Genomic DNA, 22,940 nt, shown 5'->3' with positions numbered 1-22,940 from the left:
ATAACCTCCCAAAAAGTCCAAGTCTCATTGTATCAGAAAACGGTGTTATTGAAAACAGGAGCACCATTCCATTATAACGGTTTCGGGAGTACAATACAGGAAAGAAATTCTAGAGGAGTGTGAGGGTCTGTGACTGGGAAAACGTTTGTAACATTGGTACGGCACGGTGAGACGATTTGGAACCGCGAGCTTCGTTTGCAGGGGTCGCAGGATATCCCGTTGAGCGAGGTTGGCTTGGCTCAAGCTGAGGCGGTTGCGAAACGGTTGCAGCATGAACCTTGTGATGTGGTCTATTCGTCACACCTGTCGCGGGCTCATCGGACGGCGGAGATGGTCGCGGGCTCGATCGGGGTTGAACATCAGGTCTGTCGTGATCTGATGGAGCGGTCGTATGGCGAGTTGGAAGGCTGGACTCGCGAGCAGATTCTTGCGAAGTTTCCTGACTTTTGGGGGCCGGGCAAGGAATTTTCGGTCGCTGGGTTGGAGACTTTTGAAGAGTTGGCGGAACGCGCGAAGTCTGCGATCCTTGAGATTGTCGCAAAGCATGCAGGGGGTAATGTCTTGATCGTTTCTCATGGTGGGACGATTAACGCGTTTCTACATTCGATTTCTGATGGTGTGTATGGGTCGGGGGTTAATAAGTTAGGCAATACTTCTGTTTCTCGCGTGGTTTTTCAGGAGGATGGTGCTTGGAGTGTTGAGATGGTGGGCTGTACGACTCACTTGTTGGAGGAGTAGTTGTATACCTACTGTGGTGCTCGGGATGCCGGGGGTCGGGCAGATGCTCCGCGACTCCTGTGAATTGCCCTGTCCTTTCGATATAAGTAAAACATTTCAATGGAAAGGAAGGGCAAATCAAAGTCGCTGCTCCGCATCTGCCCTCCCCCCTTCTGCCTGCTTGTGTGATTGATTGAAAAAAAAAGAGAGTGCCTTGTGGCGCTCTCTTTTTCGTTTATTGTTTTTCGATTTTTGTTAGCCTTCGTAGCTGTATTTGAGGATCGGGCTGCGTGCAGCCGTTGTCTCGTCGAGTCGATTGACTTTGGTGTTGTAAGGGGCGTTTTTGATGAGGTCCGCGTTTTCTTCGGCTTCTTGGGCGATTTTGATCATGATGTCGCAGAAGTCGTCCAGCGTTTGCTTGTTCTCCGTCTCCGTCGGCTCGATCATGATCGATTCCTCTACGTTCAACGGGAAGTAGATGGTCGGCGGGTGTACGCCGAAGTCCAACAGACGCTTCGCGATGTCGAGGGTCTTGACGCCATACTCTTTTTTGAAACGTCGTCCGCTCAGTACGAACTCGTGCTTGCAGATCTGGTCGTAGGCGACGTCATAGTGCGCAGAGAGTCGCTTCATCATATAGTTCGCATTCAGTACGGCATCTTCGGTTACGCGCTTGAGTCCGTCTGGTCCCATCGTCCGAATGTACGAGTATGCTCGCACATTGATGCCGAAGTTGCCCCAGAATCCTTTGACTTTGCCGATTGATTCCGGGCGCTTCCAGTTCAGGAAGTATGCTTCGGTCTGCTCGTTGTATTCAACTCGCGGCTTCGGCAGGTACGGGATCAGTTCTTTTTTGACACCAACTGGGCCGGAACCCGGCCCACCACCGCCATGCGGCGTGGTGAAGGTCTTGTGCAGGTTCAAGTGAACGACGTCAAAGCCCATGTCGCCCGGTCGCGCATAGCCAAGGATCGCATTGGCATTCGCCCCATCGTAGTACAGCAATCCGCCCGCTTCGTGGACGATCTCTGCAATTTCGATGATCTGGTGCTCGAAGAGACCCAGTGTCGACGGGTTGGTCAACATCAACGCAGCGGTGTCTTCGTTGACAGCTTGACGCAACGCGTCCAGATCGACTCCGCCTTGTTCGTTGGATTTTACGGTCACGGTACGGTAGCCCGCTACTGTTGCTGACGCCGGGTTGGTTCCGTGCGCGGTATCCGGGACGATGACGGTCGTGCGCTTTTCGTTGCGCGCTTCGTGGTAGGCGCGGATCATCATGAGTCCTGTCCACTCGCCATGTGCTCCCGCTGCCGGTTGCAACGATACTTCGTCCATGCCGGTGATTTCGGCAAGCTCCTGTTGGAGGTTGTACATCAGTTCAAGCGCACCTTGGACGGAGGATTCTGGTTGCAGCGGGTGGATTTGGGCAAAGCCCGGAATCCGCGCCATTTTTTCGTTGCGCTTGGGGTTGTATTTCATGGTGCATGAACCGAGCGGGTAGAACCCGTCGTCAACTCCGTGGTTGCGCTTGGACAACTCGGTGAAGTGTCGCACGAGGTCCAGTTCGGCCATCTCCGGCAAGTTCGCCGGCGTTTGGCGAATGTAGTTCGCCGGAATCAGGTCTTCGGTCGGGATTTCTTCGATGTCGAGGTCCGGGAGGCTGTAGGAGACACGGCCGGGTACGCTGAGTTCGAAGATGAGCGCTTTGTTTTGTTCCTGACGCATTAGAGAATCGCCTCCAGTCGTTCCACAAGCAGGTCAATGTCTTCCTTGGTACGCAATTCGGTGACTGCGAGCAACATGCAGTTTTCGTATTCTGGGTAGGTCGTGCCGAGGTCGTAGCCACCAATGATGCCAGCTTCCAATAGCTGACGGTTCACGTAGGTGAGGTCTGCGTCGAGTTGAATCGCAAATTCATTGAAGAACGGTGCCGTGAACAACACTTTGACTTGCGGCAGCGCAGCCAGGCGCTTTTGCGCATAGTGCGCTTTTTGCAGGTTCTGCTTGGCGACGGCTTGCATGCCTTGTTTACCCATGTAGGATACGTACACGGTCGCGGCCAACGCATTCAGCGCTTGGTTCGAACAGATATTCGAGGTCGCTTTTTCACGGCGTATGTGTTGCTCACGCGCTTGCAGCGTCAACACGAACGCACGGCGGCCGTCGATGTCGGTGGTTTGACCCACCACGCGGCCCGGGATGCGACGCATCTGTTCCTTGGTCGTTGCCAACATGCCGAGGTAAGGTCCGCCATAGGAGATCGGGTTGCCCAATACTTGGCCTTCTCCGACCACGATATCCGCGCCACAGGCACCCGGCGTTTCGAGCAGGCCCAACGCAATCGGGTTGACGGAGACGACGAACAGCGCTTTTTGCGCATGCGCAAGGTCTGCTAGGTTGCGCAGGTCTTCGATGCTGCCGAAGAAGTTCGGATATTGCACGAACAGGCCCGCGACGGTATCGTCCAGTTTGGACGCCAAGTCGTTCAGGTCGATCAGGCCGTTTTCGATGCCAACTTCCACGACTTCGATGTTTTGTCCGTAGGCATAGGTCTTTAGGACTTCACGGTACTCTGGGTTGACGGAGCGCGCGACCAAGACTTTGTTGCGGCGCGTTGCCGCACAGGACATGTAGGCCGCTTCGCCAAATGCTGTCGGACCATCGTACAGCGAGGCGTTCGCAACTTCCATGCCCGTCAGTTCACAGACGACGGTCTGGTATTCAAAAATCGCTTGGAGCACACCTTGCGAAATCTCCGGTTGGTACGGCGTATACGCCGTGAAAAATTCCGAACGCGAGATAATCGCGTCGACCACGGACGGGATGTAGTGCTGGTAGGCACCTGCTCCGAGGAAGTTGAGGTTGTCTTCGAGGTTGTCGTTTTTGCCCGCCAATCGGTTGAAGTAGCGGTTGAGTTCCATTTCGGACAGTCGTTTCGGCAGGTTGAGCTCGCCCTGGAAACGCGCTTTCTCCGGGATGTCGGAGAACAGGGCCTCCACGGAGTCAATGCCGAGGGTGTCGAGCATGGCTTTGCGATCGGCTTCTGTATTCGGTAGATAGCTGAACTTGTTCAAGGTTGTGCCTCCTCTGCTACTTCTGACGCTTGTAGAACGGGGTTTTAACGATCACAGCTTTGACCGGCTTGTTGCGGATGATCACGTCGATCTCTTGGCCGATCTGCGCATATTGCACTTCGATCAGCCCGAGGCCGATGTTTTTCTTGACCGTCGGCCCCATCGTGCCCGTGGTGCACTCGCCGATTTTTTGGCCGTCAACTTGAATTTCGTAGTGCGAACGCGGGATGCCGCGCTCGGTCATTTCAAAACCAACCAACTTCCGCGCCACGCCTGCTTCCTTTTGTACCGCCAGCGCCTCGCGCCCGATGAAGGTTCCTTTGTCCAGCTTCACGAAAAAGCCGAGGCCCGCTTCCAGCGGCGTGATGTCTGCCGAGATTTCTTGGCCGTACAGCGGCAGTCGCGCTTCAAAACGCAAGGTATCTCGTGCGCCCAATCCGATCGGCAACACGCCGTCCTCCTTGCCTGTTGCAAGGATCGCATCCCAGAGCTGTGCGACGTTTTTGGCGTCACAGTAGAGCTCAAAGCCGTCTTCGCCAGTATACCCAGTACGGGAGACGAGGCAGGAAACTCCTGCAACGTCGACGTTTTCGGCAAACCAGTAATATTTGATCCCAGTGAGGTCGGTGTTGGTCATCTTTTGCAGCACTTCTTGGGCAAGTGGGCCTTGCAACGCCAATTGCGCGACGTCGCTCGAGACGTTGGTGATCGTGACATCACCCGTCTGGTGGCTCTTGATCCATTCGAAGTCTTTTTCGATGTTGGCCGCGTTCACGACGAGCAAGTAGTCGCCATCCGCTTTTTTGTAGACCAGCAGGTCATCGACGCAACCGCCGTTTTCATAGCACATCGGAGAGTACAGGGCTTGACCGTTTGCTAGTTTGCTTGCATCGTTGGTGATCAAGTTCTGGATGTTCGTCAGCGCATCCGGGCCTTTTACTTCGATCTCGCCCATGTGCGAGACGTCAAACAGGCCTGCACGCGCGCGCACCGCTTCGTGCTCGTCGAGTATGCCCGCATATTGCACCGGCAACGCCCAACCACCGAAGTCGATGATCTTCCCGCCATAGTTCGGATAGACTTCGAACAGCGGTGTCTTTTTCAGATGATCCACACCTATTCCTCCTAAGATGTAATGAGCAACCAAGAAGTAAATGAGCAACAAAAAAAGGAGACAGGTACGCCTGTTAAGGCCCCCGTCTCCTCTGTCCTCTTAACCTGAGAGTTCCCTCCGCGCATATGAGCGCAAAGTTACCCCGTGGGTGGTCACTCAACCTTACAACCGGTTGGCGACTCTCTCCAGAGATGCGTCCCGCGACGGTCCTTCAGCCTGAGAGATTCGCAATATGTCCTGGGTGGACACGTACTTGCTCCTTCGGCGTCACACGTTCTGGGGTATAAAACCCGAACGTTATGAACTCTCCCGTCAACGATCATTCGCTTTATTCTGTTCCTGACCCCATTTTACCATAAGTTCTCTTGGTATGGTGCCCTTTATTTTGAAAAATTTTACCTGATGGAGCTTCTACAATCCTACTCGTAAAAAATTGGCATCGATAGGTCATACTAACGATACAAAGACTTGTATCTGGAGGTGGGTCCGTTTTGGAGAAAACAGGCTTTCAGCCAAGGATTGAATGGACCGATGCACTGTTCGAGCAGTTCCAAGTGCGCATGGAGACGAACGAATGGGCGACATGGGATCTGTTTCGCCTCGCCTACGAAGCCGAGCGGACACGCGTGGTTCCAAACTTCGACCAACTGATCTGCTTGCAACAACTCCCTGAAGTCACACCTTACCCGCACCAGCTCGAGACGGCGAAAAAAGTTCTCAATGAACTCCACGGCCGCGCCATTCTCGCTGACGAGGTCGGACTTGGCAAAACGATTGAGGCCGGTCTGATTTTGAAGGAATATCTGATTCGCGGCCTCGTCCAAAAAGTTTTGATCCTCGTCCCCTCCTCGCTCGTCATCCAGTGGGTGCGCGAACTCAACGACAAGTTCAAGATCTCCGCACAGAAACAAAAAAATTCTTACAGCTGGACCGATTATGAGATCGTGGTTTCCTCGATCGACACGGTCAAACGAGACCCCCACCGCGAGATCGTGCTCAAGCAAGAATACGACATCGTCATCGTCGACGAAGCACACAAGTTGAAAAACAAAAAGTCCAAGAACTATGAGATGGTCAACAGCTTGCGAAAAAAGTATTTGTTGCTACTGACCGCTACACCGGTGCAAAACGATATGAAGGAACTCTATAACTTGATCACGTTGCTAAAACCCGGTCAGCTCGGCTCGCAAAACGACTATTCCTCGATGTTCATGGAAACCAAACGCACCCCCAAAAACCGCGTCGAATTGAAAAAAGCACTCTCCGATGTGATGATTCGCAACAAGCGCTCGGAGGGTGGCATCACGTTCACCAAACGCAATGTCCAGTCGATCCTCTTGGACATGTATCCGGAGGAGACTGAGTTATATGAGCATGTCACGGAGTTTATCAAGGAGCAATATCGGAAGTTGCGCGAGGAGGGCAAGGGCAATTTCTTGCAACTGATCACGTTGCAGCGTCAGATCTGCTCCTCACCCTATGCTGCCCTCGTCTCCTTGAAAAACATGAAGGACAGTGAAAAAACACCTCCCGAGGTTCGCGGTCGTGTCGAAGAGTTGCATGCGATGGCAGAAAAAATTCCTGCGTACAAAAAAATCGACAAGTTGATTGAGTTGTTGCAGACGATGGATGATAAAGTGATCATCTTCACCGAATACCGGGCGACACAAGACTTTATTCTCTATATGCTTCAGCAACACGGCATTCGGGCTGTTATCTTTCGTGGCGGCTTTAAGCGGAACAAAAAAGACTGGATGACAGAACTGTTCAAAAATCGCTTCCAAGTGCTGGTCGCCACAGAGGCTGGCGGTGAAGGGATCAACCTCCAGTTCTGCAACCAATTGATCAATTTCGACCTGCCGTGGAATCCGATGCGCTTGGAGCAACGGATTGGTCGCGTACACAGGCTGGGCCAACAGCGCGATGTACACATCTACAACCTCTCCACACGCGGCACGATTGAGGAGCATATCGTCTCTCTATTAGAAGAGAAGATTCAGATGTTTGAGATGGTCATCGGTGAATTGGATTTGATCCTCGGGAATCTGAAGGTAGGACGCAAGCTGGATAACGAGATGATGGATCTCTTTATGCGCAACGCAAGCCGTGACGAGATGAAAACCAAATTGGACGAACTCGGCGAAGAGATGGTGCGCGTGTCCGATGTCGTCCGCTAGTCGGAGGTGAAGCTTTTGCAATCGCAGGAGGAGATTCAGGATTTTTGCAGGCGGTACTTTCAAGCGGTCAAAGCCCCGCTGTTGCAGGATGAACCCGCGTATCTCCAAGTTGAGTTGCCGCGCGATGTCGACAAGGAATTGATCGACCGTCCGTGGCATTGGATGATGGTCGAGACGATTTACAAGGACATTCCGAATACGGTCAAGCATTTGATCTTCCAGCAAGATCTGCAACGCGAAGACATGGAACGCCCAGAGTATCTGACGTTTGGCAGTCTCTTTTTGAGCAAGATGATCGATTCCACGAAAAAGCGCGGGAGTTGCACCTGTGGCTACCAACAAGGCGCGATGTTGACGGGGACGACGCTGGTTCCTGTGCTGATGATCACCTGCAAACTCTCCCTCATCGCCGATCGCTGTCGAGATGAGATCGTGTCCTACGGTGTACATCTGTTGACAGGTGAGGTGTATCATGATTTTTATGAGCGCGTGGAAGGCCTGACGTTCACACCGCAACCCTCGCAGTTGGTGCAGGTCGAGACCGCGAAGTTGTCGATGCAGCAAGGGTTTACCAAGATCCGCGATCAGGTGCACTCGGAAATTCAAGCGATGAACCACACCTGGGCGATCGATGCGCAGGACAACCTCTCCAGAGAACGTGAGCAATTGGAGACCTACTACCAATCGCTTGGTCTCGTCAATGCGGACACACAACTCCCCGATGAGGAAAAAGCGGCCAAGGCCACCCTCTTCCAAGCAGAACTCCGACTCCGGCTCGAAGAGTTAGAGTGGCGCTGTGCTCCGCGGGTGAAGATCGAGCCGTTTCAGTTCGCGTTGCTCTATCTGAGTGAAACGGTGTTGCGCGGGGCGAATGTTTCGAGAGAACGCTTCGTGCAATGAGAGCGACCGGAATTGCCTTTCATGCGATCATGTTCGAAGCATGATCTGATAGCTTCTTATATGAAAAAAGGACTCCTTTGGGAGTCCTTTTTTCGTGTGAATAAGTAGGGCTGTGACGGGAAAGCGACTAAGACGTGCGCAATGTGGGTCCTTTTATAGGTGTAGGTAGGGCTGTGACGGGGCGACTACTCCTTATTGGTCCTTTTTTATAGGCGTACAGGTACGGCTGTGACGGGAAAGCGACTGTCGATGTAGATCGGTTGGCTTTGTTCTGCGTTCAATGCGAAGGGGTCGTGCACAGCGAGAAACGTGGTGTCCGCCCCCAAATGGATGGCTTTTGAGAGGGATAGTGTGATGTAGAGTTTGTCCGGTATCGCGTCATATACGATCATCGTCGGTTGTCGGTAGTCTGCTTGCTTGGCGAATTCTTGCAAAGGTTGGACGCCCGTGTCGGCGTCGCCCAGTTGAGCTTTTCCGTAGAGACCTGTCGCATAGAACGCGTCGTCTTGCGCATGAGCGGTGGTCGGAAGCGGAAGCACGCGTGGAGATCCTGCCGTTTTTTGCGCAACAGGCACGGTGTCAGGCACGCGGTCGAGCAGTTCACCGTCCGGTAGCATCTCGCCTGTCAATAGATTGACTAACTCGGCACCTTGCTCCCCGTTCACGTAGGCGAGTTGCAAGGCCGGCCCTCCGTAGAGATATCCGTTTGCGGCAGCCTGCGCTTGCAGATGCGGGGGCAATTCCGGTACTGGGCGCGTGCTGAATTCGTAGAGGTGTTGTCCATCTGGAGAGGTCACGAGATAGCCGATCATCTGCGAACCAGCTTGTACCTCCCAGAGCACTGCGTTCGTCCGCGCTTCTCGATCATGCAGATTCCGCACAGGCTTCACCTCGGCCGCTTGCCAATCTGCAAAGCCAGGCACGCTTGCGATCAGGCTGAGCACGGGACGAGCCTCCAGTTTGGGATCAACTGGATGAACCTGTTCTGTTCGATCATCCATCACGCCTGTCAACTGTTGTGCTGGCAGGGTTGAGGGTGCGAGTCGGGGGCTTGCAGTCTGCGAGGTGGAGGCTTGTGTTGAGCTACCGAGCAGAATTGCAGTGACGAAACAGGCGCTCCAGATGATTTTTTGCATGCGCTGACAACACATCCTCTCGATGTTTTCCGCAACTTGGTCCAACGGGTTGCTTCCATCGTATCCGATTTGCCGCGCAATGTTTGTTAGAACCTGTCAGTGACCGGGAAGTTTTTTCCGACAAAAAAAGCGACTCTCTCAAAGGAGCGTCGCTTTTTGTCCTGCTATCGTGCTACTATCGCTTATTTCGGTGCTGCGCCGGTAGCTTCGATCATTTTACGAACCGGATCGAAGTTTTTGTCGTCAGCCGGTTGCAGGCCATCGAAGTTGTAGATATCCATACCGATTTTCTTGCCTTCCGGGGTGGACATGATCTTTTGGAATGCATCGGAAACTTTCTTTTTGAACGCATCATCGAAGCCCGGGCGGATCGAAACGGTATCGTTCGGGATCGGCTCGGAAGTTGCGAAGATTTCAAGCTTTTCTTTTGCATCCGGAGTCGTTTTCGCGATGGTTTGGTCGATCGCGGAATCGAAGACGGTTGCAACATCTACGTCGCCACGGTACAGCGCCATCAGGGCTTTGTCATGGCCACCAGCCATGGTGCCGGTGATGTCGGTATCCGGGTTCAATTGTGCGTTTTTGATCATAACAACCGGGTACAGGTAACCAGCTGCGGAAGCGCCGTCAACGAAAGCAACTTTCTTGCCTTTGATGTCTTTGACTTCCTTGATCGTAGCGTCGCCTTTCTTCTTGACGAAGACAGACTTGTAAGAAGCGGAACCTTGACGAGAGGTTTGCAGCAAGAGGTCAGCCGCTTTTTTCTTGTCATGTGCGAATACATAGTTAACCGGGTTGAGGAAGCCAACGTCGATCTTCTTCGCAGCCATACCTTCTACGAGAGCGTTAAAGTTCGTGGTGACAGAAACTTCAACCGGAATTCCCAGCTCTTTGGAGAGCAGTTCGCCCATCGGCTTTGCTTTTGCCGACAGAGATTCAGCGTTTTGGGACGGGATGAAGCCGACTACGAGTTTCGTCGGAGCAGCTTCTGCAGCCGGTTTGGTTGCAGCATCGCCCGTAGTATCTTTTTTGTCATCTTTGGAACCGCAACCTACGAATGCGGTAGCAGCCAGTGCAAAGGTGAGACCCACTACTAAAGATTTCTTCAACATTGATTTTTCCCCCGATGAGATGAAGATTTTGTGACTTATTCCGAGATTTAGTATAGCACAATCTTAGTCCAAGTATATATTCTTTTTTTGTAGTATTTGTAATGATGTGTCGATTATTAGCTACAAATGTCGAGCGGTGTCTGACGAAGGCGGCTTCGGCTTGATTTTTCGTACTCGTTGCATCTCCACTTCTAACTCTCCATGGGCGCTTTGCAAGCTTGCGAGCATCTCCGTTTTCTTCTCGACGAGCAGTTCGAGCACCGAGCGCATCTTGCGGTAGTCTTTTTTGACTTGAGCGGCCTGATAGAGTTTGCGCAAGTCTTCGATCTCGACGTGCAGCACCTGCGCTTTTTTGAGGTCGTCGTGGAACTTGATCAGGTTTTTCTGTGCAACTTTGCGGTCGACATCGCTCATCGTCTCGGCGCGGTGGCGCATCTCCCGGGTCGAATTTTTCAGGGCGACCATGATCTTGTGGATGTCAGAGTCCAACTTGTCGAGTTGGTGCTGTTGGTCAGCAAGTTGCCGCTGCGTCTCTGTAGGTGGGGACGGTCGGGCTTGTGCGAACGTCGCAGAACATAAAAAAGTCGCCGCAGTGAGACTTGCGGCGACAAAGCGTAGGCTCCTCTTCATCGTCCTCACCTCTTGCAGGTAGTATCCCCGCAATCAGCGACCAGATGCATCGAGAATGTCCATTTGTGTCAGGCGGTAATCGCGTCCGGCGAGGCGGCCGATCCGGGTCATCTGAATGATCCGGGAAATCAGCGCATCTACGGTGCGCGTCTGCTCGCGGAACGTCTGGTAGACGACCGGTGGCTCGTAGTTGGAGGTGAAAAGTGTAGGCAAGTTGTTGGAGAAGCGGTAGTTGATGATACGGAACATCTTGTCCAGCGTGAATTCGTTGGCCCGCTCCTGGGCAAACTCGTCGATCGCGAGAACCGGAACGGTACAGTACTTCTCAATGATCGTCTCCATGTCCTTGCCCGCACCAATCGAGGTGCGCAACTTGTCAAAAATGTTGTCCGCATGCACGAAGATGTTCGGAATCTTGCGCTCGTCGAGGCGGTTGCAGATCGCCAGCATGATGTGCGTCTTGCCCACGCCCGGCGGGCCAAAAATGTAGAGGCCCTTGAACGGATCGGCTGCCGTCTGACCTCGCCCGCCGAGGTCGATCCCGCGTTGCAGTTCTTGGCGACCCGGGTTGTAGCAGTCCGCGAACTCGAGCGCGGCTGCGTAGAGTTCTGGGAATTTCCGAGCTTGTTCGGACGGGAAATTGTCGAATCGGAATCGTTTATCGGCAGCGCTTTTCTGCGCGTATTCGTTCAAGCTGTCGATCTGGCGGCGTTCCACGAAGTTGTGGTACTGCGGGCAGTGCGTGGTGCGAATCGTCAGCTGGTCGTTGTAGACTTCGAGATAGTCATACAAGCCTTGCGCGTCGCCTTCCTTGCCACATTGCTCATAACCTTTGCAGGCCCCGCAGACTCTTTCTTGCTTGATCTGATCGAGCAGGAGGATGGCACCGCGTTGGATCGCCCCTTCGCTCACCTCCATCGACCGCAACTGCGGAACTTGGTCGCGGAAGAACTCCGGGGTGTACTGGTTGCGGCTTTGAAACTGTCGAGCAAATTGCAGCGTCGATCCGATGTGATCCAAACGTCCTCCTCCTCTCCGTATGTCTGATGTTTACATACTAGCACGGAGTTATAAAAGATGCACACCGCTCGTCTCCGGCTTGAGTTGAAGAATCCGCGTGGCGACGCCCTGCATCGCAAATGATCGGCGCATCGCGTCGCCAATCTGCAATTCATCCCGGGTGGTCAACGCCAACAACGAAGGTCCTGATCCTGAGATCGCGACGGCAAAAGCGCCTGCGTCCTTGGCCGCTTGCGCTGCCGCCTCTCCCCCCTTGATCAGCGGGAAACGGTACGGTTGGTGTAGATGGTCCTGCATCGCATCGGTGAACACCTGCTGAATCATCGCGAGGTCACCGCTTGCCATCGCGGCGGTGAGCAGGCTCGCGTTGCGCACGTTTTGCACCGCATCCCGGTAGGAAACTTGCTCAGGCAGGACACGTCGCGCCAAGCCGGTCGAGAGCATGTAGCCTGGCACCGCCACCACACAGGACAGCCCTGGTGGTGGCGTGAAGCGCAAGGTGTGCAACCGCGCCGTGGGGTTATTTTCGAAAAGTCCACTGGCGACAAAGCCTCCATAGATCGCGGGGGCCACATTGTCGGGGTGGCCTTCGATCTCGACGGCGAGCCGCAGCAATTCCTGACGGTCGAACGGACGCCCGTCGATCAAACAGGCTGCACAGAGTCCGCTGACGATCGCCGTCGCACTGGAACCGAGTCCGCGCGTGACCGGGATCTCGTTGTAGAGGTGCAAGCGTACGCCGGGAGCAGGTCGTCCTCGTGCGGAAAAGTAGCGGGCGAATCCGCGATGAGCCAGGTTGTAAACGGGCACGCGGGGCACATCCTCCACGCCTTCGCCTGACACTTCGATGCGAACGGAACGGTTGGGCCGTTCCTCAAACTCCAAGATGTTATACAAGGAAAGTGACATTCCGAACACGTCAAAGCCCGGTCCCAAGTTCGCCGTCGTCGCCGGCACCCGAATTCTCACGCTCATGCGGCGCGACCCCTTTCTTAGCTGTAGCCGACGATCTCCGCTTTGCGGACACCGTGCATCTTCTGGAGGCTGTCGGTCAACTCATCGAGCGAGCCGACCAAGTTCTTGACGTCCACCGTCATCGTCAGGTGTGCCGCTTGACTCATCGGAATGCCTTGGTTGATCGTGATGATGTTGCCACCCGTCTGGGCGATGGAGTTCAGCACCGAGGACAGAATGCCTTGGCGGTGTTCGAGAATCAGGGACAACGTGATCAGACGACCCTGTCCCTCTTCTTCATATAGAAAGACCAAGTCGCGATATTTATAAAAAGCGGAACGGGACAGCCCGACTTCGTTGACCGCTTCGTGTACGGTGTTTGCTTCGCCGCGTGCCAGCATGTCCTTGACCTGAACGGTCTTGACCATCGCTTCGGGCATGATCTCTTCCGCGACGAGGAAAAATTTACGTCGTTTCATATTCATCGGAACCACCCCTTTCGAAATTGTAACGAATTCATGTATCTCGAATATACTCCATCTGTGGCGGACAGTATACCCCCAAAGTAAAGACCCTCCGAAGTTTTTTCGGAGGGTCTTTTGCTTATACGGTTTGTGCGTAATGTGCGCGACGCTTCTGAATGTTCGGGGTGACTTCCGGCTTGATCTGCACGGAACGCTCCACGTAGATCTGATGCCAGAGCAAGAACATCAGCACGGTCCAAACTTTGCGGGCGTTGTCACGCACGCCGTTTTTGTGTTCTTCGAGCAGGTTCAGGACGAACTTTTTGTTGATCAGATGGTCGACATTGGACGAATCGATCAACTCGCGCGCCCAGTTGTAGTGCTCGTTGCGCAACCACTGACGGGTCGGGATCGGGAAGCCCAGTTTCGGGCGTTCCGCCACCTCGCGCGGCAGGATGTCCTTGACCGCTTCGCGCAGCACGTATTTGGTGGTGCCATTCATCAAGCGGTACTCCATCGGGATCTTGGAGGCAAACTCAAAAACTTCCTTGTCCAAGAACGGAACGCGCAACTCCAGCGAGTTCGCCATCGTCATCTTGTCCGCCTTCATCAAGATGTCACCTGGCAACCACGTGTGGAAGTCGATGTACTGCATCTGCGTGACCGGATCATAGTTCGACGCACGGTCATAGTGCGGTTGCGTGATGTCGAGGTAACGGCGCAGGTTCATCGTCTCCGGGTTGAGGCGCACAAATTCTTCCTTCATCTGTTCGCCAAAAATAAACGCGTTGCCGACGAAACGCTCCTGCAAAGTCTTCGAGCCGCGCATCATAAACGAGCGCCCCTTCAAGCCTTCTGGAAGCATAGAGGCCATGCTGCCAAGCGAACGACGCACCGACAGCGGCAGGTAGTCAAACATTTTCAATGACAACGGTTCACGATAGATCGTGTAGCCGCCAAACACTTCGTCGGCCCCTTCGCCCGACAACACGACCGTGATGAACTGACTCGCAAGTTCCGAAACGAAGTACAGGCCGATCGCCGACGGATCTGCAATCGGTTCATCCTGGTGGAACATCAGCTTCGGCAGCGCTTCGAGATACTGCTGCGCTGTGATCGTCACATCACGGTGTTCGGTGCCGAGGATTTTCGCCGTCTCGCGAGCATACGCCAGTTCAGACTGACCGCCTGCCCCTTCGAACCCGACGGTGAAGGTTTTGACTTGCTCCATTTCCTTGAGCAGTGCGACAATCGTCGAAGAGTCAACGCCAGAGGACAGGAACGCCCCGCGTGGAACATCGGAGTTCATGTGCGCCTGAACGGAATTGCGCACAATCTCGCGGGTTCCCTCGACGTAGTAAGACAGTGGGCGTTGTTCTTCCTCGAACTTGAGGTCCCAATAGCGCTCCATCGCCCGAATCTTGCCGTCCTTGATCACCATGTAGTGCGCGGCAGGCAGTTTGTGGATGCCTTTGAACATCGTCAGCGGGTCTGGTGCGTACTGGAAGGTCAAGTAGTTCCAGAACGATTCCGGGTTCACTTCACGACGCACACCCGGGTGTTCCAGCAAAGACTTGATCTCAGAACCCCAGAGGATCGCATCGTCCGTTTCTGTGTAGTAGCAAGGTTTGATCCCGAAGTGGTCACGAGCGACCATCACATGCCGGTTTTTGGAGTCATAAATCGCGAAACTGAACATTCCGCGCAACTCTTTGACACAATCGACGCCCTTTTCTTCATAGAGATGGACGATAACTTCCGTGTCAGAATCAGTTTTGAACTGATGACCGCGCTCCAGCAACCAGCGGCGGATCTCTTGGTAATTGTAGATCTCCCCGTTGAAGGAAATCCAGACGGTGCCGTCCTCATTGGAAAGCGGCTGGTGACCGCCTTCTAAGTCGATGATCGAGAGCCGGCGGAATCCAAGACCTATGTTGTCCTGCAAATGAACACCCATGTCGTCCGGTCCACGGTGGACGATCTGGTCGCTCATCCGCTCCAACACCGATTGATCGACCGGTTGACCCGTCTTGTTAAACAAACCTACGATGCCGCACATATCTATGTAAAACCTCTCTTTCGTTACGCCCAAGGTGTGCCAAACTACTTTGTAGTGTACCCCCAGTCATTGTGCCCGTCAATGTTAGGAGGCAGACAGTTTCCTGATGATTTCCATGACAATCTCCTCAATCTCGCGCCCTGTGGTAGGGAGGGTAAGTTCCGCAAAATCATAGAGCCCGGCACGCGTTTCCATCAATTGGACGATCCGTTCGCTCAGGTCGTCCGCTTGCAACAGCGGACGGTTCGGGTCATCGGCAACCCGCCGGACGATCTCCGCAACCTCTGCTTGAAGTCCGACGACGAAGCCGCTTTTGCTCATCCATTCACGGTTCTCAGCGGCCAGCACCGCACCGCCACCCGTCGTGATCACCGCTTGCGGCACTGCGGACAATTCGGTCAGCACGGCGGTTTCCAACTGACGAAAATACGCCTCCCCGTCCGTAGCAAAAATCTCGGGGATCGGGCGTCCCACTCGCTTCACGATCTCGTGATCCGTATCGTAGAGCGCCCAGTTCAGCTCCTCGGCCAATCGCTTTCCGACCGTGGTTTTGCCCGTCCCCATGAAACCGATCAGAAAAATGCGCTTCTCCACAGTATTCGCACCCGCCCTCGTCTTTTGGTCTCATCGTATCGCTCGTTGATCGGACACGTCAACGACTCGACAAGATGTCGAAAGAAATCAGTAGAACCCCGCTCGGGTCTTGCATAGAATCCAATGTGTGATCTTCTGTAGACCTATACGTTCAAGAAGTGGGGGAAACGCACCATGAGCTATCAAGTGCTGTCCGGGAAAATTGAAGGGTTGCGCGCGGAGATGATCCGCGCTGCCGAACGTGCCGAGAGTTTGCATGACCCACAACTCGTTGCGATCAGCCAACAACTTGATCACTACCTTTTGCACGTCCAAATCCTTAGCCAACGTCCCCCACACTCAAAACGTTCCGGCTATCGTGACTGATCGGCAAGACCACTTCCACACTCGTTCCTTGACCCATACGGCTGTGGAAACGGATATCTCCTTTGTGATCCTTGACGATTTTCGAGCTGACCATCAGCCCTAGCCCCGTCCCGCGTTCCTTGGTCGTATAGAACGGCTCGCCAAGCTTCGGAATTCGATCCGGGTGAATCCCACATCCCGTGTCGAGCACTCGCACCCGCACCGCATCCTCCCCCTCTCGCTCGGTGAGGATCATCAAGTCACCGCCATCTGGCATCGCTTCGATGGCGTTTTTCAGGATGTTGACAAACACTTGCTTGAGTCGGTTCACTTCGCAGGTGATCGGGGGCAGGTCATCCGCGAACTCCGTGAAGATCTGTACATTGTTGATGATCGCCTGAGTCTCGATCAACGCGGTGATGTCGCCCAACAAGTCCCGCAGTTCGGCACGGCCATAGGTGACGGCTTGCGGTTTGGCGAGCACGAGAAACTCGTTCATGATAAACTCGATGCGGTCCAGTTCAGACAGCATGATATCAAAGTAGTGGTCAATTTCCGCAAAACGTCCCTTTAAGAGCTGGGCAAATCCCTTGATCGAGGTCAGCGGATTGCGGATTTCGTGCGCCACACCTGCCGCGAGTTGCCCGACGACCGCGAGCTTGTCCGACTTGCGCAACAGCTCCTCGGCGCGGCGTCGTTCCGTGATGTCGCGCCCGATCACGACGATCCCCATCACATCCCCCAGCGCATCGAATACCGGCATCCCTTTCATATCAATCCAGACATAATGGCCATCAACATGCAGCTGGCGGTATTCGCGTTGCATCGGCTCCTTGCTCTGGTACAGCAAGGCGAGACTCTCGACCACCAGTTGATGGTCCTCTGGGTGGACTTGGTCCACGTTGTAGCGCCCGATATAATCCTCTGCATCAATACCAAAAATCTCCTTCACAGAGGGGGAAACATACTGCAAGACAAAATCGTTGTCATACAAGGCGATGATGTCGGTGGTATGCTCCGTGATCAGACGATGCAGGGACTCAATCTCGCGCAAGGCTGTCTCGACGCGCTTGCGTTCGGTAATCTCCCGCCCGATGCCAGCCAACAACGAAAACTCCCCATTGGCGTCGGAAATAATCGAGACAGTGATGCTGACATCAATTCTCGTGCCATCCTTGCGCACTCGCACCGTCTCATAGTCGGTGAGGTGGTTGTCCTGTGCCAAGCGTCGCCGGAGTTCCTGCACCTCCGCTTCGCATTCGGAGGGAATCAGCAAATCGAACGGTTGCCCGACGATCTCTTCAGCTGACCACCCATAGATGCGTTCAAAGGCGGCATTTACCCGAATCACGATGCCTTCATGGTCGATGAGATAGATCGCATCGGTCGTGTTGGAGATAAAGGATTCGAGATGTTCCTTGGTTTTGACGAACTCTTCGTGGGCGCGAACCTCCTCGCTAATATCCTTGGCAATTCCGTATACGCCGACGATCTGGTCGTCCACCACGATCGGTAGATTGGTCACATCGAGATACAAGTAGTGTCCTTCGCGATGTACGATCCGACAGCGATAGTGTTGCGCCTCACCTTGCACGGTGCGTAAAAAACGACTGTGAACCTCCTGTGCGTCTTCGGGAGCGATAAATGGCAAAATCGATTGGTGCATCGCATCGTTCAGCGTAAAACCGGAGATCGCGACACACATCGGATTGGCCTCGATAAAATTCCCCTCTAGATCACAGGAAAACACCATGTCTGGATGGTTCTCGAAGAGCGAGCGGTAGCGTTGCTCGCTCTCTTCGAACACCCGCTTGGTCAAACTGCGCTCCAGCACCATGTCGTCGCGCTTTTCTTCCATATATTCGCTAAATTTATCCTCGCTCTGTTGCAAGGCTACTTTCAGACGTTTAATCTCGATCGCTTGGCGCCCCAACAGCCCGTATACGATCAACCCAGAGATCAGTCCGAAGCAGAGGTCAGCCCCCAGGCTTAACTTCGTGAGCAGGATGTCACGCCCTGTCATCCAGAAAAACGCTTCATGAAAGAGCACCACCCCGACGCCCCACAACATCATATACACCGTGAGGGAGCGAATCGGTACCATCCGCGTATCCAATTCTGTATCCTTGTTCAATTGTTCGCGCATCCCCTACGTGTCCCCCTCTCGATTCTTAAAATGTAGATTGACAGTTCAAAAGTATTAGCTTCAATATCCAATATTTATGAGTACTCGTCAACGTTTGGGCAAACGGGCTCTGCAAATTTCGCCCCCGAATCTGTGAAAAGGCACCCTGATGGGTGCCTTTTTCATTACAGGGTTACAGCGTGAACCGCCCAATCTGCTCACGTAAGGATTGTGACATCTGGTTTAGTAAATGCGCTTGTTCACCAAGTTCTTGCATGACGACGACTTGTGTCGTGGACAACTCTGAGATGGCTTGAAACTGTTCATACGAGTCGCGCGTCACGGCGGAGATCTCCGATATGGTCGCGGCCACTTGCTCAGAACTGGATGCCATCAATTCCGAGGAGGAGGAGATCTCCTGAATCTGCCCCGCGATCTCATGCGAGGACGCGATGATGTGTTGAAACGAGTCGTTCGTTTCCTGCACGACAGTTCGCCCGCGCTGCACATCTTGGATCACATCGTCCATCGATTGGACAGAGTTTACGCTAGCTTCTTGAATTTGCTGGATCAGGTCGTAGATTTCCTCCGCCGACTTCGCCGTTTGTTCGGCTAATTTCCTCGTCTCGTCGGCCACAACGGTGAAACCACGCCCAAACTCCCCCACGCGGGCCGCTTCAATTGCGGCGTTCAGTGCCAACAAGTTGGTTTGACCCGCGATCACTTTGATAACCTCCACAATTTGATGCACCTGTTTGGAGCGGGCGTGCAACTCCTGCATGTTTTCTGCGGTGAGTTGCACGGAGTCCTCGATTTTCCCCATCTGGTACACGACCTTGTCGATCGCCTTGTTCCCATCTGCCGCACTCCGAGATGCTGTCTGCGAAAGCTCCGAGACCTCGTGGGTCGAATCGGCGATGCGTTGAATGTCGTGACTCATCTCGTTTATCGCGTCTGAACTTTCCTCTGTTCTGCTCAACTGGTGGTCGGCCCCTTTGACCGACTCCTGTATCGACAAAGCCAGTTGCTGGTTGGCTTTTGATGTCTGGTCGGCGATGGAAACCAGTTTGTCAGAGGTGACGCTCACTTGTTCCGCTGTCAGCTTGCTGGAATTGATGACCAGTTTGACTGCCTCCATCATCGAATTGAAGGCCGTCGCCACATCCCGCATCTCATCACGCGTCTGGACAGGAATTCGAATCAGCAAATTGCCAGTTGCCACTTCATGTGCGGATGTGCTCAAGGTACGAATGGCATTCATGATCGACACGTAAAAAGCGGCAAACACATAGAGCACGAGGACAAAGACAACGAGCACGAAACTCATGACAAAATACTTGATGGAAGCATAATGTGCCCTTCGCTCCACCAACAACTGATCCAACTGCTTGGCTTCTACTTGATAGAGGGCGTGGATGTCCTCCAGCGTTTTCGCTGCCTTTTCTTCATATCCGAGATGTGGGTTTTGGAGTTGCTGTGCGGCAATGTATGTGGTGTTTAGCTCTTGTTTGAACGCCGAGAACGACTGATCGAAGGGGTGTATGCGCTGCTCCAGATCAGCTTGAAGCGGGGGATTCTGTGCAGAGATGACGGTTGCGCCCTGTTTGATCGCATCGAAGCCCGACGTGATCGCGGCCATTTTGTAAATCAGTTGGGTCGTTTCTGCGTTGGTGATGCCTTGGCGACTGTCCAACCCGCGACCTAGTTCACGCAACTGGGAGATCTCCTCAGCGAGAGACGGCAACCTCACCATCGTCGCATCCATCAGATAGTAGCTGTCTAGATCTGGATCTAGGATCAAATTGGACTTGTCCCCTACACGGGACATCAACGCGAGCAGATCCGCAAGCAACGCCGTATGTTGATCATATTGGTTTTGGACGGTCGCACCTGCCGATCCTGATGCAAGGTCTGCCCACTTTGCTTTGATCTTCGCCCAGACTTCCTGCGTCTCAAAACGGTTTGCCAGATCCTGCTCCACAACATCCACTTCGTGAAGAGCCTGCTCTACATGGCTGTGTGCGGCTTGTAGTTGATCGGTTGCCACCGTCCCACCGCTTTGCGTCACATCAACCACACGGCGGTTCTCCTGCACGCGGGTTATCACCTCGAGAACCGCGTTGTTGTAACGTAATCCCATCCGTTCTTTTTCAGCAAACACGATGTCCTTGTTCAATTGTCCGAGCAGAAAGTACATTGTAACTGCCACCAGAAACAGCATGAGCAAGCCTACCAAGGCAAATTTTTGCGAGTACCGTAGCCTGTTTAACATAGCAAGGCACGGATACAAAACAGTTTGCACAGCGGTCCCTCTCCCCGTCCTATAAATTTCTCTAAATTTATATTTATATCCTAGTGTTTCATATTTTTTGATATGTGTAAAGCATGATCTCCGAACTTCTTACTATTTGAAAAAAGGCACGTTCCCACAAGTGGAAACGTGCCTTTTTGCAGAGTTCTCCTCCATCGCTTTCCCATCTAGTTGCTTGTGGGTACTTGCCCCCAGTATTTTTGCAATTTGATCTTGGCAAGTCCCACCGTCCCTGTACTGTTCAATGCGAGTTTGCCTCCACCGAGATCTGTGACGAGCACAGAATACGTGCCCGGACCACAGGGCACGTTTTGCAACGGCCCACGCCAAGCAGGGTTCATCGTGAGCTGTTGACCCGCATGTCGCAATCCCGCCTCCGCGAGAGCAGAGGCTTGCTCAGCGGCGATGAACGCCTCCGTCATCTGCAAATCCTTGGTGTTGAGCGAGAGCAATGCGCCCAGCAACAGGCTGGCGAGGGTGAGCAGCGCGAGTGGGAGCACGATCTTCATGGCGACACCTGCGGCACGGCGAGTTGTTCCTCCAGTTCAACTGTCGCACGACCGACCTGCGTGGTGAGTTGCAGGTGGAGGAGCGGCGGGCTGGCATCAAGCGCCCAGCGGCAGACGGTGAGTTTTGCCCCGATCACCGTGTTGCCAACCCCCTCCTCCACCCGTTGCAGCAGACCCGTTCGGGTCAGTTGGTATTGAACCAGCCGGTCGTGAACGTCTAGAAAAGACACTCCATTGCTCTGCACCTTGAAACTGTGCCCGTCGCGTACCTCCCCTTCCACCTTGCGAAGGACAGCGAGGGCTTGCTCGCGCGCTTCAAGCCGTTCACTGGCACGGGTGTACGACTGGACGGTAAAAAGCAACCCACCTGCGATCACCGGAAGCAGAAGCGCCCAGATCGTCAGCGCGATCAGCAACTCAAGGAGCGTGAGGCCCTGCTCCTTGTTGAGGTTGCGTCTCATGAGATAGAGTCGCCCAACGTTGGACATAGGTACGGCCTCCTTCTTGCCACGTGTACGTGAATGTGATGCGCTTCAGTCCGCTGGCTGGATCAGGCGTGATCTCCGTGGTTTCTGTGGCACCGGCTACCGCAAGTGTGCGGGTGCCCACGATCGGTGTGGAGGAAACGCGGGTCAGTTCAATCATTGAGAATGCTCGCCGGGAGAGCAGGAGTTCCGTTTGGGTTCGACGCTCCATTTGTCCGCAGGCTTGCCAGAGTTCGGTGATCAACAACAGCCCGAGAGAGAGGATCAAGAGTGCGAGCAAGGTTTCGAGAAGCACGAAGCCTTGCTCGTTTTTAGGGAAAAAACGGTGTGTCATGGATGAACACCTTCATAGACAACCGTCCCCGTCGTCAGGTACACGTTGAGATCTGCAGCTTCGCGGAGCTTGTTGAGGAGGCGCACCTGCCCGCCTCCTGTCAGCACGCCGGTGGCGTCGAAGCGAAACACGGCGGCTGACGGTTCTAAGTAGCCATTCAGGTATTGGATCGTGTCCGGCAGTTTGACTTGTCCGGTGAATTGACCGTTGCGCCAGAGTTGGTATTGGGGTTTAAAACGGTTCAACCAGATCTCTTGGACATCTGCGCGCGACCAAGCGGACATCTGGTCATTGCGCATCTGCGTGGCGAGTTGACGAGCTGATACGTCGAGCTCATAGTGTTGAAACAAGCGTTTGAGACTGGGAAAAGTCATGGCGAACAGCGACGAGAGGAGGAAGAGCGTGACCAGGAGTTCGAGGAGGGTGTAGCCGTGTTCGGCGTGGAGAGGGTGCGGTTTTTCCGTGGAGATATTCGATGGGATTTTCGTGGAGATCATAGACCGAGGGCTCCGTGCTTGGTGCAATCGACGGTGACGGAGCTTTTGTCAGCGGAGAGTGTGAGGTGGTAGGTGCCACCTGCAGGGCAGATGGGGAGGGATTGGAGGTAGTTGGTGGTGACCAACTGTTGCAAGCGATCCGCGTCGGTGAGTGCGTTGGGGTAGCCATGTTCGGTGAGATAGTAGTTTTCCAGTTGGGCGCGCAGGAGGCGTTGGTTGCCTTCGCAAGTGACTTTTTGCGCCTTGTCACCAGTGCCGCGCAAGTTCGGGATGGCAATCGCGATCAGAATCGAGATGACAAAAATTGTAACGGCCAGCTCGATCAAAGTAAAGCCGCGTTGGTCGCGCCAGAAGGAGCGAAGCGTTTTTTTCATCATGTG

General features: G+C 53.9%; 22 protein-coding genes and 2 riboswitches. Of the genes, 4 read left to right on the top strand and 18 right to left on the bottom strand.

Annotated elements, in window-relative coordinates:
- The first annotated feature begins 129 nt into the window (after positions 1 to 129).
- A complete protein-coding gene (locus tag C7459_RS19305; protein ID WP_109690920.1) occupies positions 130 to 738 on the top strand; it encodes a histidine phosphatase family protein in 609 nt (202 codons plus the stop codon).
- A 234-nt stretch (positions 739 to 972) separates the two neighbouring features.
- Here the strand turns inward: C7459_RS19305 and gcvPB are convergent, their stop codons facing one another.
- The 3 genes from gcvPB to gcvT are packed head-to-tail and all read right to left on the bottom strand — an operon-like array spanning position 973 to position 4,908.
- Positions 973 to 2,445, bottom strand: coding sequence for an aminomethyl-transferring glycine dehydrogenase subunit GcvPB (gene gcvPB / locus C7459_RS19300; RefSeq protein WP_109690919.1), 1,473 nt, complete (start codon positions 2,443 to 2,445; stop codon positions 973 to 975).
- On the bottom strand, positions 2,445 to 3,794 hold the full coding sequence (gene gcvPA, locus C7459_RS19295; RefSeq protein ID WP_109690918.1) for an aminomethyl-transferring glycine dehydrogenase subunit GcvPA: 1,350 nt from the start codon (positions 3,792 to 3,794) through the stop codon (positions 2,445 to 2,447). The genes gcvPB and gcvPA overlap by 1 nt, the downstream gene beginning before the upstream one ends.
- A 16-nt stretch (positions 3,795 to 3,810) precedes the next feature.
- Positions 3,811 to 4,908, bottom strand: a complete 1,098-nt coding sequence (gcvT, locus tag C7459_RS19290) for a glycine cleavage system aminomethyltransferase GcvT (protein ID WP_109690917.1) — start codon at positions 4,906 to 4,908, stop codon at positions 3,811 to 3,813.
- Positions 4,909 to 4,997: 89 nt separating this feature from the next.
- Positions 4,998 to 5,099, bottom strand: a riboswitch (glycine riboswitch).
- Between the two features lie 3 nt (positions 5,100 to 5,102).
- A riboswitch (glycine riboswitch) is annotated at positions 5,103 to 5,230 on the bottom strand.
- A gap of 238 nt (positions 5,231 to 5,468) precedes the next feature.
- Here gcvT and C7459_RS19285 point away from each other — a divergent pair.
- Positions 5,469 to 7,085, top strand: a complete 1,617-nt coding sequence (locus tag C7459_RS19285; RefSeq protein WP_109690931.1) for a DEAD/DEAH box helicase — start codon at positions 5,469 to 5,471, stop codon at positions 7,083 to 7,085.
- A gap of 15 nt (positions 7,086 to 7,100) precedes the next feature.
- Entirely contained in the window at positions 7,101 to 7,985 is an 885-nt protein-coding gene (locus C7459_RS19280; RefSeq protein WP_170119566.1) for a YqhG family protein, read from the top strand.
- A gap of 206 nt (positions 7,986 to 8,191) precedes the next feature.
- On the opposite strand, the gene C7459_RS19275 is transcribed toward C7459_RS19280, so the two are convergent.
- From C7459_RS19275 to C7459_RS19240, 8 genes are all read right to left on the bottom strand, one after another.
- Positions 8,192 to 9,121: a hypothetical protein gene (locus tag C7459_RS19275; protein WP_146201054.1), complete on the bottom strand. Its 930-nt coding sequence runs from the start codon at positions 9,119 to 9,121 to the stop codon at positions 8,192 to 8,194.
- A gap of 182 nt (positions 9,122 to 9,303) precedes the next feature.
- Positions 9,304 to 10,233, bottom strand: a complete 930-nt coding sequence (locus C7459_RS19270; RefSeq protein ID WP_109690914.1) for a phosphate/phosphite/phosphonate ABC transporter substrate-binding protein — start codon at positions 10,231 to 10,233, stop codon at positions 9,304 to 9,306.
- A gap of 120 nt (positions 10,234 to 10,353) precedes the next feature.
- Positions 10,354 to 10,863: a hypothetical protein gene (locus C7459_RS19265; protein WP_109690913.1), complete on the bottom strand. Its 510-nt coding sequence runs from the start codon at positions 10,861 to 10,863 to the stop codon at positions 10,354 to 10,356.
- Positions 10,864 to 10,896: 33 nt separating this feature from the next.
- The gene (gene zapE, locus C7459_RS19260) at positions 10,897 to 11,883 is read right to left on the bottom strand and encodes an AFG1/ZapE family ATPase (RefSeq protein ID WP_109690912.1); all 987 of its coding nucleotides are present in this window, start codon (positions 11,881 to 11,883) and stop codon (positions 10,897 to 10,899) included.
- Positions 11,884 to 11,931: 48 nt separating this feature from the next.
- Complete coding sequence (gene thrB / locus C7459_RS19255; protein ID WP_109690911.1) at positions 11,932 to 12,858, bottom strand: homoserine kinase; 927 nt, start codon at positions 12,856 to 12,858, stop codon at positions 11,932 to 11,934.
- Positions 12,859 to 12,875: 17 nt separating this feature from the next.
- Positions 12,876 to 13,316 (bottom strand): ACT domain-containing protein, encoded by a 441-nt coding sequence (locus C7459_RS19250; RefSeq protein WP_109690930.1) that lies wholly within the window; start codon positions 13,314 to 13,316, stop codon positions 12,876 to 12,878.
- Between the two features lie 124 nt (positions 13,317 to 13,440).
- Positions 13,441 to 15,360 carry an asparagine synthase (glutamine-hydrolyzing) gene (asnB, locus tag C7459_RS19245; protein ID WP_109690910.1) on the bottom strand — a complete coding sequence of 640 codons (1,920 nt, stop codon included), beginning with the start codon at positions 15,358 to 15,360 and terminating at the stop codon, positions 13,441 to 13,443.
- A gap of 84 nt (positions 15,361 to 15,444) precedes the next feature.
- A complete protein-coding gene (locus tag C7459_RS19240) occupies positions 15,445 to 15,954 on the bottom strand; it encodes a shikimate kinase (RefSeq protein ID WP_245884638.1) in 510 nt (169 codons plus the stop codon).
- Between the two features lie 174 nt (positions 15,955 to 16,128).
- Here C7459_RS19240 and C7459_RS19235 point away from each other — a divergent pair, with 174 nt between their 5' ends.
- Entirely contained in the window at positions 16,129 to 16,320 is a 192-nt protein-coding gene (locus tag C7459_RS19235) for an aspartyl-phosphate phosphatase Spo0E family protein (RefSeq protein WP_109690909.1), read from the top strand.
- Here the strand turns inward: C7459_RS19235 and C7459_RS19230 are convergent.
- The 7 genes from C7459_RS19230 to C7459_RS19200 all read right to left on the bottom strand — a co-directional run bounded on the left by C7459_RS19230 (position 16,274) and on the right by C7459_RS19200 (position 22,937).
- On the bottom strand, positions 16,274 to 18,445 hold the full coding sequence (locus C7459_RS19230) for a PAS domain S-box protein (protein ID WP_109690908.1): 2,172 nt from the start codon (positions 18,443 to 18,445) through the stop codon (positions 16,274 to 16,276). The two genes, C7459_RS19235 and C7459_RS19230, sit on opposite strands and share 47 nt — an antisense overlap.
- Before the next feature lie 172 nt (positions 18,446 to 18,617).
- Positions 18,618 to 20,621 carry a methyl-accepting chemotaxis protein gene (locus C7459_RS19225; protein ID WP_170119565.1) on the bottom strand — a complete coding sequence of 668 codons (2,004 nt, stop codon included), beginning with the start codon at positions 20,619 to 20,621 and terminating at the stop codon, positions 18,618 to 18,620.
- Between the two features lie 281 nt (positions 20,622 to 20,902).
- On the bottom strand, positions 20,903 to 21,244 hold the full coding sequence (locus C7459_RS19220; protein WP_109690906.1) for a hypothetical protein: 342 nt from the start codon (positions 21,242 to 21,244) through the stop codon (positions 20,903 to 20,905).
- Positions 21,241 to 21,732 (bottom strand): prepilin-type N-terminal cleavage/methylation domain-containing protein, encoded by a 492-nt coding sequence (locus tag C7459_RS19215; protein WP_109690905.1) that lies wholly within the window; start codon positions 21,730 to 21,732, stop codon positions 21,241 to 21,243. The genes C7459_RS19220 and C7459_RS19215 overlap by 4 nt, the downstream gene beginning before the upstream one ends.
- Entirely contained in the window at positions 21,662 to 22,063 is a 402-nt protein-coding gene (locus C7459_RS19210) for a hypothetical protein (protein ID WP_109690904.1), read from the bottom strand. The genes C7459_RS19215 and C7459_RS19210 overlap by 71 nt, the downstream gene beginning before the upstream one ends.
- On the bottom strand, positions 22,060 to 22,560 hold the full coding sequence (locus tag C7459_RS19205; protein ID WP_109690903.1) for a prepilin-type N-terminal cleavage/methylation domain-containing protein: 501 nt from the start codon (positions 22,558 to 22,560) through the stop codon (positions 22,060 to 22,062). The genes C7459_RS19210 and C7459_RS19205 overlap by 4 nt, the downstream gene beginning before the upstream one ends.
- Entirely contained in the window at positions 22,557 to 22,937 is a 381-nt protein-coding gene (locus tag C7459_RS19200) for a competence type IV pilus major pilin ComGC (protein ID WP_109690902.1), read from the bottom strand. The genes C7459_RS19205 and C7459_RS19200 overlap by 4 nt, the downstream gene beginning before the upstream one ends.
- Between the last annotated feature and the right edge of the window lie 3 nt (positions 22,938 to 22,940).

The sequence above is a fragment of the Tumebacillus permanentifrigoris genome (assembly GCF_003148565.1).
In the GTDB taxonomy this organism is placed as follows: Bacteria; Bacillota; Bacilli; order Tumebacillales; family Tumebacillaceae; genus Tumebacillus; species Tumebacillus permanentifrigoris.
Note: the sequence above shows the minus strand (reverse complement) of the source record. Positions and strands in the feature narration are given on the sequence as shown.